At 56.0% G+C, this 14808-nt stretch carries 16 protein-coding genes; 13 read left to right on the top strand and 3 right to left on the bottom strand.

From position 1 onward, the window contains the following. Positions 1–61 precede the first annotated feature (61 nt). The 12 genes from livK to ugpQ all read left to right on the top strand — a co-directional run bounded on the left by livK (position 62) and on the right by ugpQ (position 10839). The gene (gene livK / locus K7R23_RS04655) at positions 62–1171 is read left to right on the top strand and encodes a high-affinity branched-chain amino acid ABC transporter substrate-binding protein LivK (protein WP_012908300.1); all 1110 of its coding nucleotides are present in this window, start codon (positions 62–64) and stop codon (positions 1169–1171) included. 61 nt (positions 1172–1232) lie between these two features. After that, complete coding sequence (gene livH / locus K7R23_RS04650) at positions 1233–2159, top strand: high-affinity branched-chain amino acid ABC transporter permease LivH (RefSeq protein ID WP_012908301.1); 927 nt, start codon at positions 1233–1235, stop codon at positions 2157–2159. Beyond that, positions 2156–3433: a branched chain amino acid ABC transporter permease LivM gene (gene livM, locus K7R23_RS04645; RefSeq protein ID WP_012908302.1), complete on the top strand. Its 1278-nt coding sequence runs from the start codon at positions 2156–2158 to the stop codon at positions 3431–3433. Before livH ends, livM begins: the two co-directional genes overlap by 4 nt. Further along, positions 3430–4197 carry a high-affinity branched-chain amino acid ABC transporter ATP-binding protein LivG gene (gene livG / locus K7R23_RS04640; RefSeq protein ID WP_012908303.1) on the top strand — a complete coding sequence of 256 codons (768 nt, stop codon included), beginning with the start codon at positions 3430–3432 and terminating at the stop codon, positions 4195–4197. The genes livM and livG overlap by 4 nt, the downstream gene beginning before the upstream one ends. Before the next feature lies 1 nt (position 4198). After that, positions 4199–4912: a high-affinity branched-chain amino acid ABC transporter ATP-binding protein LivF gene (livF, locus tag K7R23_RS04635; protein WP_012908304.1), complete on the top strand. Its 714-nt coding sequence runs from the start codon at positions 4199–4201 to the stop codon at positions 4910–4912. A gap of 140 nt (positions 4913–5052) precedes the next feature. Continuing rightward, the gene (locus K7R23_RS04630; RefSeq protein WP_012908305.1) at positions 5053–5274 is read left to right on the top strand and encodes a type II toxin-antitoxin system Phd/YefM family antitoxin; all 222 of its coding nucleotides are present in this window, start codon (positions 5053–5055) and stop codon (positions 5272–5274) included. Then, complete coding sequence (locus K7R23_RS04625) at positions 5271–5639, top strand: type II toxin-antitoxin system death-on-curing family toxin (protein WP_012908306.1); 369 nt, start codon at positions 5271–5273, stop codon at positions 5637–5639. Before K7R23_RS04630 ends, K7R23_RS04625 begins: the two co-directional genes overlap by 4 nt. A gap of 238 nt (positions 5640–5877) precedes the next feature. Continuing rightward, positions 5878–7194 carry a sn-glycerol-3-phosphate ABC transporter substrate-binding protein UgpB gene (gene ugpB, locus K7R23_RS04620; RefSeq protein WP_012908307.1) on the top strand — a complete coding sequence of 439 codons (1317 nt, stop codon included), beginning with the start codon at positions 5878–5880 and terminating at the stop codon, positions 7192–7194. Between the two features lie 100 nt (positions 7195–7294). Beyond that, on the top strand, positions 7295–8182 hold the full coding sequence (gene ugpA / locus K7R23_RS04615; protein ID WP_012908308.1) for a sn-glycerol-3-phosphate ABC transporter permease UgpA: 888 nt from the start codon (positions 7295–7297) through the stop codon (positions 8180–8182). Then, positions 8179–9024 carry a sn-glycerol-3-phosphate ABC transporter permease UgpE gene (gene ugpE, locus K7R23_RS04610; RefSeq protein ID WP_012908309.1) on the top strand — a complete coding sequence of 282 codons (846 nt, stop codon included), beginning with the start codon at positions 8179–8181 and terminating at the stop codon, positions 9022–9024. The genes ugpA and ugpE overlap by 4 nt, the downstream gene beginning before the upstream one ends. Position 9025: 1 nt before the next feature. Continuing rightward, positions 9026–10096 carry a sn-glycerol-3-phosphate import ATP-binding protein UgpC gene (locus tag K7R23_RS04605; protein ID WP_012908310.1) on the top strand — a complete coding sequence of 357 codons (1071 nt, stop codon included), beginning with the start codon at positions 9026–9028 and terminating at the stop codon, positions 10094–10096. Further along, positions 10093–10839, top strand: a complete 747-nt coding sequence (gene ugpQ, locus K7R23_RS04600) for a glycerophosphodiester phosphodiesterase (protein ID WP_012908311.1) — start codon at positions 10093–10095, stop codon at positions 10837–10839. Before K7R23_RS04605 ends, ugpQ begins: the two co-directional genes overlap by 4 nt. Here ugpQ and K7R23_RS04595 read toward each other — a convergent pair. After that, entirely contained in the window at positions 10823–11197 is a 375-nt protein-coding gene (locus K7R23_RS04595; RefSeq protein WP_024133037.1) for a DUF2756 family protein, read from the bottom strand. The genes ugpQ and K7R23_RS04595 overlap by 17 nt on opposite strands. Before the next feature lie 122 nt (positions 11198–11319). Between K7R23_RS04595 and ggt the strand changes: the two genes are divergently transcribed. Further along, on the top strand, positions 11320–13065 hold the full coding sequence (gene ggt / locus K7R23_RS04590) for a gamma-glutamyltransferase (protein WP_012908313.1): 1746 nt from the start codon (positions 11320–11322) through the stop codon (positions 13063–13065). Positions 13066–13164: 99 nt separating this feature from the next. Here ggt and K7R23_RS04585 read toward each other — a convergent pair whose 3' ends face one another. Both K7R23_RS04585 and tssD read right to left on the bottom strand, forming a co-directional pair. Beyond that, the gene (locus tag K7R23_RS04585) at positions 13165–13470 is read right to left on the bottom strand and encodes a hypothetical protein (protein WP_012908314.1); all 306 of its coding nucleotides are present in this window, start codon (positions 13468–13470) and stop codon (positions 13165–13167) included. Position 13471: 1 nt separating this feature from the next. Then, positions 13472–14680 carry a type VI secretion system tube protein TssD gene (gene tssD / locus K7R23_RS04580; RefSeq protein ID WP_012908315.1) on the bottom strand — a complete coding sequence of 403 codons (1209 nt, stop codon included), beginning with the start codon at positions 14678–14680 and terminating at the stop codon, positions 13472–13474. Between the last annotated feature and the right edge of the window lie 128 nt (positions 14681–14808).

Here is a 14808-nt window from a genome sequence, read left to right as displayed (position 1 = left end):
GACTTCTTGTTAAACATAAAAATACAAAATAAATACACTACATCACATGTGGGGATTCAGTATGAAACGGAACGCGAAAACGATCGTCGCAGGCGTCATTGCATTAGCGATGTCGCAGGCGGCACTGGCTGAAGAGATTAAAGTTGCCGTGGTGGGCGCGATGTCCGGGCCGGTCGCTCAGTGGGGCGATATGGAGTTTAACGGCGCGCGTCAGGCCATTAAAGACATCAATGCCAAAGGAGGCATTAAGGGCGACATGCTGGTAGGCGTGGAATATGACGACGCCTGCGATCCGAAACAGGCCGTTGCGGTGGCCAACAAAATCGTCAACGACGGTATTCAGTATGTTATCGGTCATCTGTGTTCCTCTTCCACTCAGCCTGCATCAGATATCTATGAAGATGAAGGCATCCTGATGATCTCCCCCGGGGCGACTAACCCGGAGCTGACGGCGCGCGGCTATGAGCACATCATGCGCACCGCCGGACTGGACTCCTCTCAGGGGCCAACCGCCGCCAGATACATTCTGGAGAAAGTGAAGCCGCAGCGCATCGCCATCATCCACGACAAACAGCAATACGGCGAGGGGCTGGCGCGTTCGGTGCAGGACGGCCTGAAGGCGGGCAACGCCAGTATCGTCTTCTTTGACGGCATTACCGCCGGCGAGAAAGACTTTTCCGCGCTCATCGCCCGTCTGCAAAAAGAGAATATCGACTTCGTTTATTACGGCGGCTACTACCCGGAAATGGGGCAGATGCTGCGTCAGGCGCGCTCGGTTGGCCTGAAAACCCAGTTTATGGGGCCGGAAGGGGTAGGTAACGCTTCGCTGTCGAACATCGCTGGCGCTGCCGCGAAAGGGATGCTGGTCACCATGCCGAAACGCTATGACCAGGATCCGGCGAACAAAGCAATTGTCGATGCCCTGAAAGCCGACAAAAAAGATCCGAGCGGTCCTTATGTGTGGATCACCTATGCGGCGGTGCAGTCGCTGGCCACCGCGATGGATCGTTCCGGCAGTAAAGAACCGCTGGATCTGGTGAAGGATTTAAAAGCGAACGGCGCCGACACCGTGATTGGGCCGCTGAAATGGGATGAAAAAGGCGATCTGAAGGGATTTGAATTTGGCGTCTTTCAGTGGCATGCCGACGGTTCTTCAACCGTGGCGAAGTAATTTCTGAAGACAAATTATCCCACCGCCCGCGTAAAACGGGTGGGTTGAGAAAGGTTACCTTATGTCCGAGCAGTTCCTCTATTTCCTGCAGCAGATGTTTAACGGCGTCACGCTGGGAAGCACCTACGCGCTGATCGCCATCGGTTACACCATGGTGTACGGCATTATCGGCATGATCAACTTCGCCCACGGCGAGGTTTACATGATCGGCAGCTATGTCTCTTTTATGATCATCGCCGCGCTGATGATGATGGGTATCGATACCAGCTGGCTGCTGGTGGCGGCCGGATTCGTCGGGGCGATTGTCATCGCCAGCGCCTACGGCTGGAGTATCGAACGGGTGGCCTACCGGCCAGTGCGTAACTCCAAGCGTCTGATCGCGCTGATTTCGGCGATCGGGATGTCCATCTTCCTGCAAAACTACGTCAGCCTGACCGAAGGCTCGCGTGACGTGGCGCTGCCCAGCCTGTTTAACGGCCAGTGGGTCGTCGGGGCGAGCGAAAACTTCTCCGCCAGCATTACCACCATGCAGCTGGTTATCTGGGTGGTGACCTTTATCGCGATGCTCGCCCTGACGCTGTTCATCCGCTACTCGCGCATGGGCCGCGCCTGCCGCGCCTGCGCGGAGGATCTGAAAATGGCGAGCCTGCTGGGTATTAACACCGACCGCGTGATTGCGCTGACCTTTGTGATCGGCGCGGCGATGGCGGCGGTGGCGGGCGTACTGCTCGGCCAGTTCTACGGCGTAATTAACCCGTACATCGGCTTTATGGCCGGGATGAAGGCCTTTACCGCGGCGGTGCTCGGCGGTATCGGCAGCATTCCGGGGGCGATGATCGGCGGCCTGATTCTCGGCGTCGCCGAAGCGCTTTCTTCTGCTTATCTCAGTACTGAATACAAAGATGTGGTGTCGTTTGCGCTGCTGATTCTGGTGCTGCTGGTGATGCCGACCGGGATTCTGGGTCGTCCGGAGGTAGAGAAAGTATGAAACCGATGCATTTTGCTATGGCGCTGTTCTCTGCCGCCATGTTCTTCGTGCTGGCGGGCGTTTTTATGGGCGTTCAGCTGGAGCTGGACGGCACGAAGCTGGTGGTGGATCGCGCCGCCGACATCCGCTGGCAGTGGATATTTATCGGCACCGCGGTGGTCTTTTTCTTCCAGCTTCTGCGCCCGGCGTTCCAGAAAGGGCTGAAAAGCGTTTCCGGGCCGAAGTTTATTCTGCCGGCCATTGACGGCTCGACCGTTAAGCAGAAGCTGTTTCTGATCGCCCTGCTGGTGGTGGCCGTCGCGTGGCCGTTTATGGTGACGCGCGGTACGGTGGATATCGCCACCCTGACCATGATTTACATCATTCTTGGCCTGGGGCTGAACGTGGTGGTCGGCTTGTCCGGCCTGCTGGTGCTGGGCTACGGCGGTTTTTACGCCATCGGCGCCTACACCTTCGCGCTGCTGAATCACTATTACGGCCTCGGCTTCTGGACTTGCCTGCCGCTGGCGGGGCTGGCGGCGGCGGCCGCAGGTTTCCTGCTCGGCTTCCCGGTACTGCGTCTGCGCGGCGATTATCTGGCCATTGTCACCTTAGGCTTTGGCGAGATCGTTCGCATTCTGCTGCTGAACAATACTGAAGTGACCGGCGGTCCGAACGGCATCAGCCAGATCCCGAAACCGACCCTGTTTGGCCTTGAGTTCAGCCGCACCGCCCGCGAAGGCGGCTGGGACACCTTCAGCAACTTCTTCGGTATCAAATATGATCCGTCCGATCGGGTGATTTTCCTCTACCTGGTGGCGCTACTGCTGGTAGTGCTGAGCCTGTTCGTCATTAACCGGCTGCTGCGGATGCCGCTGGGCCGCGCGTGGGAAGCGCTGCGCGAAGATGAGATCGCCTGCCGTTCGCTGGGCCTGAGCCCGACGCGCATCAAGCTGACCGCCTTTACCATCAGCGCCGCGTTCGCCGGTTTCGCCGGTACGCTGTTCGCCGCGCGCCAGGGCTTTGTCAGCCCGGAATCGTTCACCTTCGCCGAATCGGCGTTTGTGCTGGCTATTGTCGTGTTGGGTGGCATGGGCTCGCAGTTCGCGGTAATACTGGCGGCGATTCTGCTGGTGGTGTCGCGCGAACTGATGCGTGACTTCAATGAATACAGCATGTTGATGCTGGGTGGTTTGATGGTGCTGATGATGATCTGGCGTCCTGAAGGCTTGCTGCCGATGACCCGTCCACAGCTGAAGCTGAAGCGCAAACAGGCGGAAGGAGAGCAGGCATGAGTCAGCCATTATTATCGGTTAACGGCCTGATGATGCGCTTCGGCGGTCTGCTGGCGGTGAACAACGTTGAGCTGGAGCTGCGCCCGCAGGAGATTGTCTCCCTGATTGGGCCGAACGGCGCCGGGAAAACCACGGTCTTTAACTGCCTTACCGGGTTTTATAAGCCGACCGGCGGCACCATCAGGCTACGCGATCAGCATCTGGAAGGGCTGCCGGGCCAGCAAATCGCCCGGATGGGCGTGGTGCGTACCTTCCAGCACGTGCGTCTGTTCCGCGAAATGACGGTGATCGAAAACCTGCTGGTCGCGCAGCATCATCAGCTGAAAACCGGCGTCTTTTCCGGCCTGCTGAAAACCCCGGCCTTCCGTCGGGCGCAGAGCGAAGCGCTGGATCGCGCCGCCACTTGGCTTGAGCGTATCGGCCTGCTGGAGCACGCCAACCGTCAGGCCAGCAACCTGGCCTACGGCGACCAGCGTCGTCTGGAGATCGCCCGCTGCATGGTGACCCAGCCGGAGATCCTGATGCTCGATGAACCGGCGGCGGGCCTTAACCCGAAAGAGACCAAAGAGCTGGATGAACTGATCGCCGAGCTGCGTAACCATCACAACACCACCATTCTGCTGATTGAGCACGATATGAAGCTGGTGATGGGCATTTCCGACCGTATTTACGTGGTTAACCAGGGGACGCCGCTGGCGAACGGCACGCCGGAGCAGATTCGTAATAACCCGGACGTGATCCGCGCATATCTTGGTGAGGCATAAGATGGAAAAAGTCATGTTGTCGTTTGACAAAGTCAGTGCCCACTACGGCAAAATCCAGGCGCTGCACGAGGTAAGCCTGCATATCAATCAGGGGGAAATCGTGACCCTGATCGGCGCTAACGGGGCGGGGAAAACTACGCTGCTCGGCACGCTGTGCGGCGATCCGCGTGCCTCCAGCGGGCGGATTGTATTTGATGATAAAGACATTACCGACTGGCAAACCGCCGGAATCATGCGGGAAGCGGTGGCGATTGTTCCGGAAGGGCGGCGCGTCTTCTCCCGTATGACGGTGGAAGAGAACCTGGCGATGGGCGGCTTTTTCGCCGAGCGTGACCAGTTTCAGGAGCGCATCAGGTGGGTGTACGAGCTCTTCCCGCGCCTGCACGAGCGTCGCATTCAGCGGGCGGGCACCATGTCCGGCGGCGAACAGCAGATGCTGGCGATAGGCCGCGCGCTGATGAGTCAGCCCCGGTTGCTGCTGCTGGATGAGCCGTCGCTGGGCCTTGCGCCGATCATTATCCAGCAGATCTTCGACACCATCGAACAGCTGCGCGAGCAGGGAATGACTATCTTCCTCGTCGAGCAAAACGCCAATCAGGCGCTGAAGCTCGCCGACCGCGGCTACGTGCTGGAGAACGGCCACGTGGTGCTGTCCGATACCGGCGACGCGTTGCTGGCGAATGAAGCGGTACGGAGTGCGTACCTCGGCGGCTGAGTCGCCTGTATTGCCCGGTGACGCGACGCTGACCGGGCCTACGGGATCGCCCAGGCCGGGTAAGGCGACGCCGCCACCCGGCTTTTTTGTTTTCTGTACGCTTTAGTTGTACAATTTACTTGTACTTAAAAGGGGGCGATATGCGTACAATGAACTATAGCGAAGCCCGCCAGAATCTTGCTTCCGCACTGGATTCTGCGGCTACCGGAACGCCAGTTACCATCACGCGTCGTGGGCATAAGCCCGCCGTCATCATCAGCGCCGAAGAGTTTGAACGCTATCAGGCAGCAAAACTGGATGCGGAATTTGAGGCGATTATGGCGGTTCATGGAAATGAAATAAGGGAACTGGCTGATAAATGAGTGTGCAATTTATCTCAGCGGAAGAGATAGTCCGGTTTCATGACAAACTGCTGAGCGTCACGCCCGGCGTAGCGGGAATGCCGGATCCCGGGCGAGCGGAAGCTCTTTTGTATCGTGTCCTGAATAAGTATGAATACGAAGGCGTCACGGATGTCTGGCTCCTTGCGGCCATGCATCTGTTGGCTATCTCCCGTGGTCATATTTTCAACGACGGCAATAAACGCACAGCCCTGTTCATCACCCTGCTTTTTCTCAAACGCAACGGCATTACGCTGAAGGCCAATCCGGATTTTGTGGCGATGACGGTCGAGGCTGCTGCGGGTCGCTTATCCCTCGAAGAGATTGCTGAGCTTTTACGCCGCTAGTGTAATGCTGGTGGCGCTACGCTTACCGGGCCTACGGGAATCGCCCTAGCCGGGTAAGGCGACGCCGCCGCCCGACTTTTTTCACATCCACCCCTTCACACAACCATCATCCCTCTGACCTTTTGCTGTCATTTATCTGTAAACAAATAGTTATTTTTCTGTCATTCGCGCGTGGCATGTTAACCCGCGAACATAAAACGCGTGATATCGCGCATCCGGCACAATAAGAGAGATGACAATGACATTGTTACGACACACAGTTCTGGGTCTGGCAGTGGGGCTGGCTTTTGCAATGAAGGCAATGGCTGTCACCACGATTCCGTTCTGGCACTCAATGGAAGGGGAGCTGGGAAAAGAGGTCGATTCTCTGGCGCAGCGCTTTAACGCCGCCAGTCCGGATTACAAAATTGTGCCGGTGTACAAAGGCAACTACGAGCAGAGCCTGAGCGCGGGTATCGCGGCGTTTCGTACCGGCAACGCCCCGGCGATTTTGCAGGTGTATGAAGTGGGTACGGCGACCATGATGGCCTCGAAGGCGATTAAGCCGGTCTATGAAGTGTTCAGCGATGCGGGTATCAACTTTGACGAGTCGCAGTTTGTGCCGACCGTCTCCGGCTATTACACCGACGCCAAATCCGGTCATCTGCTGTCCCAGCCGTTTAACAGCTCCACGCCGGTGCTCTACTACAACAAAGACGCCTTCAAAAAAGCCGGTTTAGACCCGGAACAACCGCCGAAAACCTGGCAGGAGCTGGCGGATTACACCGCTAAGCTGAAGGCGGCGGGGATAAAATGCGGCTACGCCAGCGGCTGGCAGGGCTGGATTCAGATTGAAAATTTCAGCGCCTGGCACGGGCTGCCGGTGGCGAGCAAAAACAACGGCTTCGACGGCACTGATGCGGTGCTGGAGTTCAACAAGCCGGAGCAGGTAAAACACATTGCGCTGTTGCAGACGCTGAATAAGAAGGGCGATTTCAGCTACTTCGGGCGTAAAGACGAGTCCACCGAGAAGTTCTATAACGGCGACTGTGCTATTACCACCGCCTCTTCCGGTTCGCTGGCGGACATACGCCACTACGCCAGATTTAACTATGGCGTCGGGATGATGCCCTACGATGCGGATGTGAAGGGCGCGCCGCAGAACGCCATTATTGGCGGCGCGAGCCTGTGGGTCATGCAGGGTAAAGACAAAGAAACATACACCGGCGTGGCGAAGTTTCTCGCCTTCCTGGCGAAGCCGGAAAACGCCGCCGAGTGGCATCAGAAAACCGGCTATCTGCCGATCACCAAAGCCGCTTACGATTTGACGCGTGAGCAGGGCTTCTATGACAAAAATCCCGGCGCGGATATTGCCACGCGGCAGATGCTGAACAAGCCGCCGCTGCCGTTCACCAAAGGGCTGCGCCTGGGCAATATGCCGCAGATCCGCACCGTAGTGGACGAAGAGCTGGAAAGCGTATGGACCGGTAAGAAAACCCCTCAGCAGGCGCTGGATGCTGCCGTCGAGCGCGGTAATCAGCTGCTGCGCCGCTTTGTACAGTCAACCAAATCGTAATGTGAAATGCCGGGTGGCGGCTTCGCCTTACCCGGCCTACGCGGACCTGTAGGTCGGATAAGCGTAGCGCCATCCGGCGCTGTTCAGGAACCCAATCGCAATGTCATCTTCCCGTCCGGTGTTCCGCTCGCGCTGGCTGCCTTACCTGCTGGTCGCGCCGCAGCTGGTTATCACCGTTATTTTCTTTATCTGGCCTGCGGGCGAGGCGCTGTGGTATTCGCTGCAAAGCGTCGATCCGTTTGGGCTCTCCAGCCAGTTCGTCGGGCTGGAGAACTTCGTCGCGCTGTTCCATGACGACTACTACCTTGATTCCTTCTGGACGACGATCAAATTCAGCACGCTGGTGACTTTCAGCGGCCTGCTGGCGTCGCTCTTTTTCGCCGCGCTGGTGGACTACGTGGTGCGCGGCAGTCGGTTATATCAGACGCTGATGCTGCTGCCCTATGCCGTTGCGCCCGCCGTCGCCGCCGTGCTGTGGATTTTCCTGTTTAACCCCGGTCGCGGGCTGATCACCCATTTTCTGGCCGGGTTCGGCTATGACTGGAACCATGCGCAGAACAGCGGACAGGCGCTGTTTCTGGTGGTGTTTGCCTCGGTCTGGAAGCAGATTAGTTACAACTTCTTATTCTTCTTTGCCGCCTTACAGTCAATTCCCCGTTCGCTGGTGGAAGCCGCCGCCATCGACGGCGCGGGGCCGGTGCGTCGCTTCTTTCGCCTTTCGCTGCCGCTGATTGCCCCGGTGAGCTTTTTCCTGCTGGTGGTCAACCTGGTATACGCCTTCTTCGACACCTTCCCGGTGATCGACGCCGCCACTGCCGGCGGTCCCGTGCAGGCGACCACCACGCTGATTTATAAGATCTATCGTGAAGGGTTCGCCGGGCTGGATCTCGCCGCCTCCGCCGCACAGTCGGTGGTGCTGATATTCCTTGTCATCCTCCTCACGATAGTGCAGTTCCGCTATGTGGAAAGAAAGGTGAGTTACCAATGATTGAGAACCGTCGCGGGCTGACGCTGTTCAGCCATACCATACTGATTCTGGGGATCGCGGTGATTTTGTTTCCGCTGTACGTGGCGTTTGTCGCGGCGACGCTGGATAACCGGGCGGTATTCGACACGCCGATGACGCTGCTCCCTGGTAGTCATCTGCTTGAAAACATGAAAAACATCTGGCTCAACGGCGTGGGCGTCAACAGTGCGCCGTTCTGGCGGATGATGCTCAACAGCTTCATCATGGCGTTCAGCATTACGGTGGGCAAAATCACCGTTTCGATGCTCTCCGCCTTCGCCATCGTCTGGTTCCGCTTTCCGCTGCGAAATCTGTTCTTCTGGATGATCTTTATCACCCTGATGCTGCCGGTCGAGGTGCGGATTTTCCCGACGGTAGAGGTGATTGCAAACCTGAAGATGCTCGACAGTTACGCAGGCTTAACCCTGCCGCTGATGGCCTCGGCCACGGCGACCTTTCTGTTCCGCCAGTTCTTTATGACCCTGCCGGATGAATTGATTGAAGCCGCGCGCATTGATGGCGCGTCGCCGATGCGTTTTTTTCGCGATATCGTGCTGCCGCTGTCGAAAACCAACCTCGCAGCGCTGTTCGTTATCACTTTTATTTACGGCTGGAACCAGTACCTGTGGCCGCTGCTGATTATCACCGACGTGAACCTCGGCACTACCGTGGCGGGCATCAAAGGGATGATCGCCACCGGCGAAGGCACCACGCTGTGGAATCAGGTGATGGCGGCGATGCTGCTCACCCTTATCCCCCCGGTCGTTATCGTTTTAGCCATGCAGCGCGCGTTCGTGCGTGGTTTAGTGGACAGTGAGAAATAAAATGGCAGGTTTAAAACTTCAGGCAGTAACCAAAAGCTGGGACGGCAAAACCCAGATTATTCAGCCGCTGACGCTCGACGTAGCGGACGGCGAATTTATCGTGATGGTCGGTCCCTCCGGCTGCGGCAAATCCACGCTGCTGCGGATGGTGGCCGGGCTGGAGCGCGTCACCTCCGGCGATATCTGGATAGATCGCCAGCGCGTCACTGAAATGGAGCCCAGGGACAGAGGTATCGCGATGGTGTTTCAGAACTACGCGCTCTATCCGCATATGAGCGTCGAAGAGAACATGGCGTGGGGGCTGAAAATCCGCGGCATGGGCAGGGCGCATATTGCGCAGCGGGTTAAAGAGGCGGCGCGTATCCTTGAGCTGGACGGCCTGTTGCAGCGTCGTCCGCGCGAGCTTTCCGGCGGCCAGCGCCAGCGCGTGGCGATGGGGCGCGCCATCGTGCGCGATCCGGCGGTATTCCTTTTCGACGAGCCGCTCTCCAACCTCGACGCTAAACTGCGCGTGCAGATGCGGCTGGAGCTTCAGCATCTGCACCGGCGGCTGAAAACCACTTCGCTGTACGTTACCCACGATCAGGTGGAGGCAATGACCCTTGCCCGGCGGGTAATGGTGATGAACAAGGGTGTCGCCGAGCAGATCGGCACGCCGGTTGAGGTCTATGAAAAGCCCGCCAGCCGCTTTGTGGCGAGCTTTATCGGCAGTCCGGCGATGAATCTGCTGGCAGGGCGCATCGATTCTACGGGTAGCCATTTTGTTCTGGAAAACGGCATGGCGCTGCCGTGCAATGGCGATTATCGCGGCTACGCCGGACGCAAAATGACGCTCGGTATCCGTCCGGAGCATATTGCGCTAAGCTCGCAGGCGGAAGGCGGCGTGCCTGTGACGGTGGATACCCTGGAGATACTGGGGGCTGATAACCTCGCACACGGACGCTGGGGCGAGCAAAAGCTGGTGGTTCGCCTCGCGCATCAGCAGCGCCCGGCGGCAGGCAGTACGCTGTGGCTGCATCTGCCGCAACATCATTTGCACCTTTTTGATGGTGAAACAGGACAACGTGTATGAATAACTGGCCGTATCCTCACATCGTCGCCCATCGCGGCGGCGGCAGACTGGCGCCGGAAAACACCCTTGCGGCAATCGACGTTGGCGCCCGCTGCGGCCACAGGATGATCGAGTTTGACGCTAAGCTGTCGAAAAACGGCGAAATATTTCTCCTGCATGACGATAACCTTGAGCGCACCAGCAACGGCTGGGGCGTAGCGGGCGCTCTCAACTGGCAGGCGTTACAGCATGTCGATGCGGGTAGCTGGTACAGCGGCGAGTTTAAAGGCGAACCGCTGCCGCTGTTGTCGCAAGTAGCGGCGCGTTGCCGCCAGTACGGGATGATGGCCAATATCGAAATCAAACCGACCACCGGCGTCGGGCCGCTGACCGGCAAGACGATCGCGCTTGTCGCAGAGTATCTGTGGCAGGGCATGACCGCGCCGCTGCTCTCATCCTTTGATATTGACGCGCTGGAAGCGGCCCAGGCCGCCGCGCCGCAGCTGCCGCGCGGCTTACTGATGGATGCGTGGCGCGACGACTGGCAGGCGCTGACGTTCCGCTTAGGCTGCGTGTCGATTCATCTTAATCACAAACTGCTTGATGAAGCGCGCGTGCGGATGCTGAAAGAAGCCGGACTGCGTATCCTGGTTTACACCGTCAACCAACCCCGGCGCGCCGCTGAGCTGCTGCGCTGGGGCGTGGACTGTATCTGTACCGATGCGATCGACCTGATTGGCCCGGATTTTAGTTCTGCCGGTTAAGCATATCGCCGTTCTGCCGCTGGGGCAGCATCTTCCCGCCGCTGCTCTGGCCGGTACCGCCGTTCAGCATACCGCCGCCGCTGTTGGGCAGCGTCTGCTCATGCAGCTGGCCCTGCTGGATACGCTGCTGGTTATTGTTCATTTGCGTTTGCAGATGCTGCTGCTGTAGCTGGGTCTGGGTTCTGAGCTGCTGATTGAGCATCCCTTTTTGCTGGATCTGCTGCGACTGCATTTGCGTTTGCATTCGCTGCTGGCTGGGGATCTGATATCCCGGCTGGTTCGGGTTGTTCATGGTGTTAAACGGCTGAGCGAAACAGGCAAACGGCAGAAGTACTGTCAACATGAAGAGTCGTTTCATCATCGTTCCTCCTGTGTGAGCTATCTCATAAGTTTACTCCTTTCCTGGCAAAACGAGGATTATTTCAGAGTTATGCACCAGGCTTAGAAGGGCGTTTAGCCCCCTATTTCTGGAGAATAACGATGATGAAACCGACGTTTTTGCGCCGGGTAGCCATTGCTGCTCTGCTCTCAGGAAGCTGTTTTAGTGTTATTGCCGCGCCGCCACCGCCGCCGCCAGTCTCATATGGCGTGGAGGAAGATGTATTTCATCCCGTTCGCGCGAAGCAGGGCATGGTGGCCTCTGTGGATGCAATGGCGACGCAGGTGGGCGTGGATATTCTCAGACAGGGCGGTAATGCCGTCGATGCCGCCGTCGCCGTGGGCTACGCGCTGGCGGTGACCCATCCGCAGGCGGGGAACCTGGGCGGCGGCGGCTTTATGCTGCTGCGTACCAAAGAGGGCAACACCACCGCCATCGATTTTCGCGAAATGGCGCCCGCTAACGCTACGCGCGATATGTTCCTTGACGATCAGGGGAATCCCGACAGTAAAAAATCGCTGACTTCGCATCTGGCTTCCGGTACGCCGGGCACGGTGGCGGGCTTTTCGCTGGCGCTGGAAAAATACGGCACGATGCCGCTAAATAAAGTGGTGCGCCCGGCGATCAAACTGGCGGAAGAGGGCTTTGTGGTTAACGATGCGCTGGCGGACGATCTGAAAAACTATGGCAGTGAAGTCATTCCCCATCATGAAAACAGCAAAGCGATCTTCTGGAAAGAGGGGGAGCCGCTGAAGAAGGGCGACAGGCTGGTGCAGAAAAACCTGGCGAAAAGCCTGGAGCTGATTGCCGAAAACGGTCCGGACGCGTTCTATAAAGGGGCGATTGCCGGGCAGATTGCTCAGGAGATGCAGAAAAACGGCGGGCTTATCAGCAAAGAGGATTTAGCCAGCTACCAGGCGGTGGAGCGCACGCCGATTAGCGGCGATTATCGCGGCTATCAGGTCTTCTCCATGCCGCCGCCTTCATCCGGTGGAATACATATTGTGCAGATCCTCAATATCCTCGAAAACTTCGATATGAAGAAATATGGCTTTGGCAGCGCGGACGCCATGCAGATCATGGCGGAAGCAGAAAAATATGCCTACGCCGACCGCTCGGAATACCTGGGCGATCCGGATTTTGTCAAAGTGCCGTGGCAGGCGCTGACCGACAAAGCCTACGCCAAATCGATTGCCGGGCAGATTGACCTTAACAAGGCGAAGCCATCGAGCCAGATCAAACCCGGTAAGCTGGAGCCTTATGAGAGTAACCAGACCACCCACTTCTCGGTGGTGGATAAAGACGGCAATGCGGTGGCGGTGACTTACACCCTGAACACCACCTTCGGCACCGGCATCGTGGCGGGCAACACCGGCATACTGCTCAATAATGAGATGGATGATTTCTCCGCGAAACCGGGCGTGCCGAACGTTTACGGGCTGGTGGGCGGCGATGCCAACGCCGTCGGGCCGAAGAAGCGCCCGCTGTCGTCGATGTCGCCGACCATCGTGGTCAAAGATGGTAAAACCTGGCTGGTGACCGGCAGTCCGGGCGGCAGCCGCATCATCACGACTGTGCTACAGATGATAGTGAACAGCATTGATTATGGGATGAACGTCGCAGAAGCCACTAACGCGCCGCGCTTCCATCATCAGTGGCTACCGGATGAGCTGCGGGTAGAGAAAGGCTTTAGCCCGGATACGCTCAAACTGCTGGAGCAAAGGGGGCAAAAAGTCGCGCTGAAAGAGGCGATGGGCAGCACCCAGAGCATCATGGTCGGGCCGGACGGCGAACTGTACGGGGCATCTGACCCACGTTCCGTGGATGATTTAACGGCGGGGTATTAATCTGAGGCCGGGGGGCAGCTACGCCTTACCCGGCCAGGGTTTTGCTTTTTTGTTCGGGTAAGATCGCACTTCACCTGAAGAAGGGAAATTCTTAAATTATTAAGAGCCATCCCTGTCTTGATCGATGTCTGATTCATCGGTGATAGTGTCTTTTTTACGCTCCAGTCCAACATATTCTACAACTCCCTCTCCTGAATAGATATTCATTCTTATTCTGAGGATATCAATGGTATCTTTTGCTTTTTGTTTAGGGATGTATAAAACAAAAATACGGTCATCGCCATCAATAATTACTCCTGATGTTAATTCTGCAAATATTTCATCAGTCAATATATAATCTTTTAATATATTCCGACTGATTTCTTTTGCTTTTTGTTCTAAAACATTTAAAGGTGTTTTTTTCATTTCACGGTCTCCAGTCAGAGCTAATTAAATCACCGTCAGGTGAAAAGTTAAATCTGCGGCCGTAAGGATCTATTATGGCACTTTTTTTGTTCAAACCATGCTCCTTAAAAATACTCAAGATAGCTCTGTCACCGGTAGACGATCTTAACGTCCCATCTGGATGAACATGGCTGGACCATCGCCAACCTTTAACTGCAAGTTCTTCAGCTTCAATCGCACCTATTGGAACGCCAGTTGCATCGCCACGAATTATTAATCTTCTGCCTCCTGTTGTAAACATTGCAAATTCGTCACCTGTAGCGGCACTGAGTGCCCCTAAATCATTTTGCCCAAATCTTTTAGTTACAATTGTTCTTGAGCCAGCGTCAGGTAATTGTGTCAGAATTTTCTTTTGTGCAATGCTTAACGTTTCCACGCCAGCAGCTATAGCACGATAATTTTGATTGGTTGTGGCAATAATGTCGGTATGTTTAAATCGCTCAATTTTTTCCACTTCGCGTAATAATCCTGGCCGCCTGAGCCCGAAGGCTGAGGCAATGGATGCCAGGGCGATGATGGATCCCTTTGTCCGCTTATTTAAAATCTGATCGTAACCTGCTGGCGCATTCCCACCCAGTTTCTCTGCTGTATCTCTGAATCCCTCTACATTTCCGTTGTAAATGCCGCCCGCGGCTAGCAACCTTCCGACTCCTTTAGTGTTCAGCGTTTGAAAACCACTATCCTGCCGGGGAACAAACAAGTGGTTATAATTTGTCGGCAGGGCCAGGAAGCTGTATTCTGTGTTAGCAATGAGATGTTTGCAAAGGATGTATTCATAACTAACTGTAATGGTTTCTGTATCAATATTATTTTCACTGAACAGATAGTGAATTCCTGATAAGAATGCACCACGTAACTGTATATAATAATACTTCTCCCGGTGGCCATAATGGTTGGTACGATAGAAATAAAACTCGAGGTACAGTTGTTCGTTGTTATTAATAGCACGTGCAAACAGCGGCGTACTTTTATCAACCTGTTTACAGAATCTTAGGCCATGCAGTTGGCAACCGTGACCGGTACTGGTTGTGCTATTAGAGAGTGAAAATGCGAGTATCTCATCCTCATGACCACTTTGCCAGTGATTCCCCACGGAAGCACTCGTTCCGCATCCGTTAGAAATAGTACCTTGCTGCTCTCCTGAAATCGTCAGGTAGACTATATCACTCATTCCATTAATTTCCCTCTATTACAAAATAGTGCTCATTATCTGCTTCTTTATTTACGCTTAATAGACGTGTTTTAATATGGAGGAAATAAAATCTTTCACTTTTAGGCGTAATTGTGAGGATTATCTGA

It is taken from the genome of Citrobacter rodentium NBRC 105723 = DSM 16636 (assembly GCF_021278985.1).
In the GTDB taxonomy this organism is placed as follows: Bacteria; Pseudomonadota; Gammaproteobacteria; order Enterobacterales; family Enterobacteriaceae; genus Citrobacter_A; species Citrobacter_A rodentium.
Note: the sequence above shows the minus strand (reverse complement) of the source record. Positions and strands in the feature narration are given on the sequence as shown.

What these genes read in the sequence shown, in the direction of transcription:
- livK (WP_012908300.1), top strand. Translation starts at nt 62, where the DNA reads ATGAAACGGAACGCGAAAACGATCGTCGCAGGCGTCATTGCATTAGCG.
- livH (WP_012908301.1), top strand. Translation starts at nt 1,233, where the DNA reads ATGTCCGAGCAGTTCCTCTATTTCCTGCAGCAGATGTTTAACGGCGTC.
- livM (WP_012908302.1), top strand. Translation starts at nt 2,156, where the DNA reads ATGAAACCGATGCATTTTGCTATGGCGCTGTTCTCTGCCGCCATGTTC.
- livG (WP_012908303.1), top strand. Translation starts at nt 3,430, where the DNA reads ATGAGTCAGCCATTATTATCGGTTAACGGCCTGATGATGCGCTTCGGC.
- livF (WP_012908304.1), top strand. Translation starts at nt 4,199, where the DNA reads ATGGAAAAAGTCATGTTGTCGTTTGACAAAGTCAGTGCCCACTACGGC.
- K7R23_RS04630 (WP_012908305.1), top strand. Translation starts at nt 5,053, where the DNA reads ATGCGTACAATGAACTATAGCGAAGCCCGCCAGAATCTTGCTTCCGCA.
- K7R23_RS04625 (WP_012908306.1), top strand. Translation starts at nt 5,271, where the DNA reads ATGAGTGTGCAATTTATCTCAGCGGAAGAGATAGTCCGGTTTCATGAC.
- ugpB (WP_012908307.1), top strand. Translation starts at nt 5,878, where the DNA reads ATGACATTGTTACGACACACAGTTCTGGGTCTGGCAGTGGGGCTGGCT.
- ugpA (WP_012908308.1), top strand. Translation starts at nt 7,295, where the DNA reads ATGTCATCTTCCCGTCCGGTGTTCCGCTCGCGCTGGCTGCCTTACCTG.
- ugpE (WP_012908309.1), top strand. Translation starts at nt 8,179, where the DNA reads ATGATTGAGAACCGTCGCGGGCTGACGCTGTTCAGCCATACCATACTG.
- K7R23_RS04605 (WP_012908310.1), top strand. Translation starts at nt 9,026, where the DNA reads ATGGCAGGTTTAAAACTTCAGGCAGTAACCAAAAGCTGGGACGGCAAA.
- ugpQ (WP_012908311.1), top strand. Translation starts at nt 10,093, where the DNA reads ATGAATAACTGGCCGTATCCTCACATCGTCGCCCATCGCGGCGGCGGC.
- K7R23_RS04595 (WP_024133037.1), bottom strand. Translation starts at nt 11,197, where the DNA reads ATGAAACGACTCTTCATGTTGACAGTACTTCTGCCGTTTGCCTGTTTC.
- ggt (WP_012908313.1), top strand. Translation starts at nt 11,320, where the DNA reads ATGATGAAACCGACGTTTTTGCGCCGGGTAGCCATTGCTGCTCTGCTC.
- K7R23_RS04585 (WP_012908314.1), bottom strand. Translation starts at nt 13,470, where the DNA reads ATGAAAAAAACACCTTTAAATGTTTTAGAACAAAAAGCAAAAGAAATC.
- tssD (WP_012908315.1), bottom strand. Translation starts at nt 14,680, where the DNA reads ATGAGTGATATAGTCTACCTGACGATTTCAGGAGAGCAGCAAGGTACT.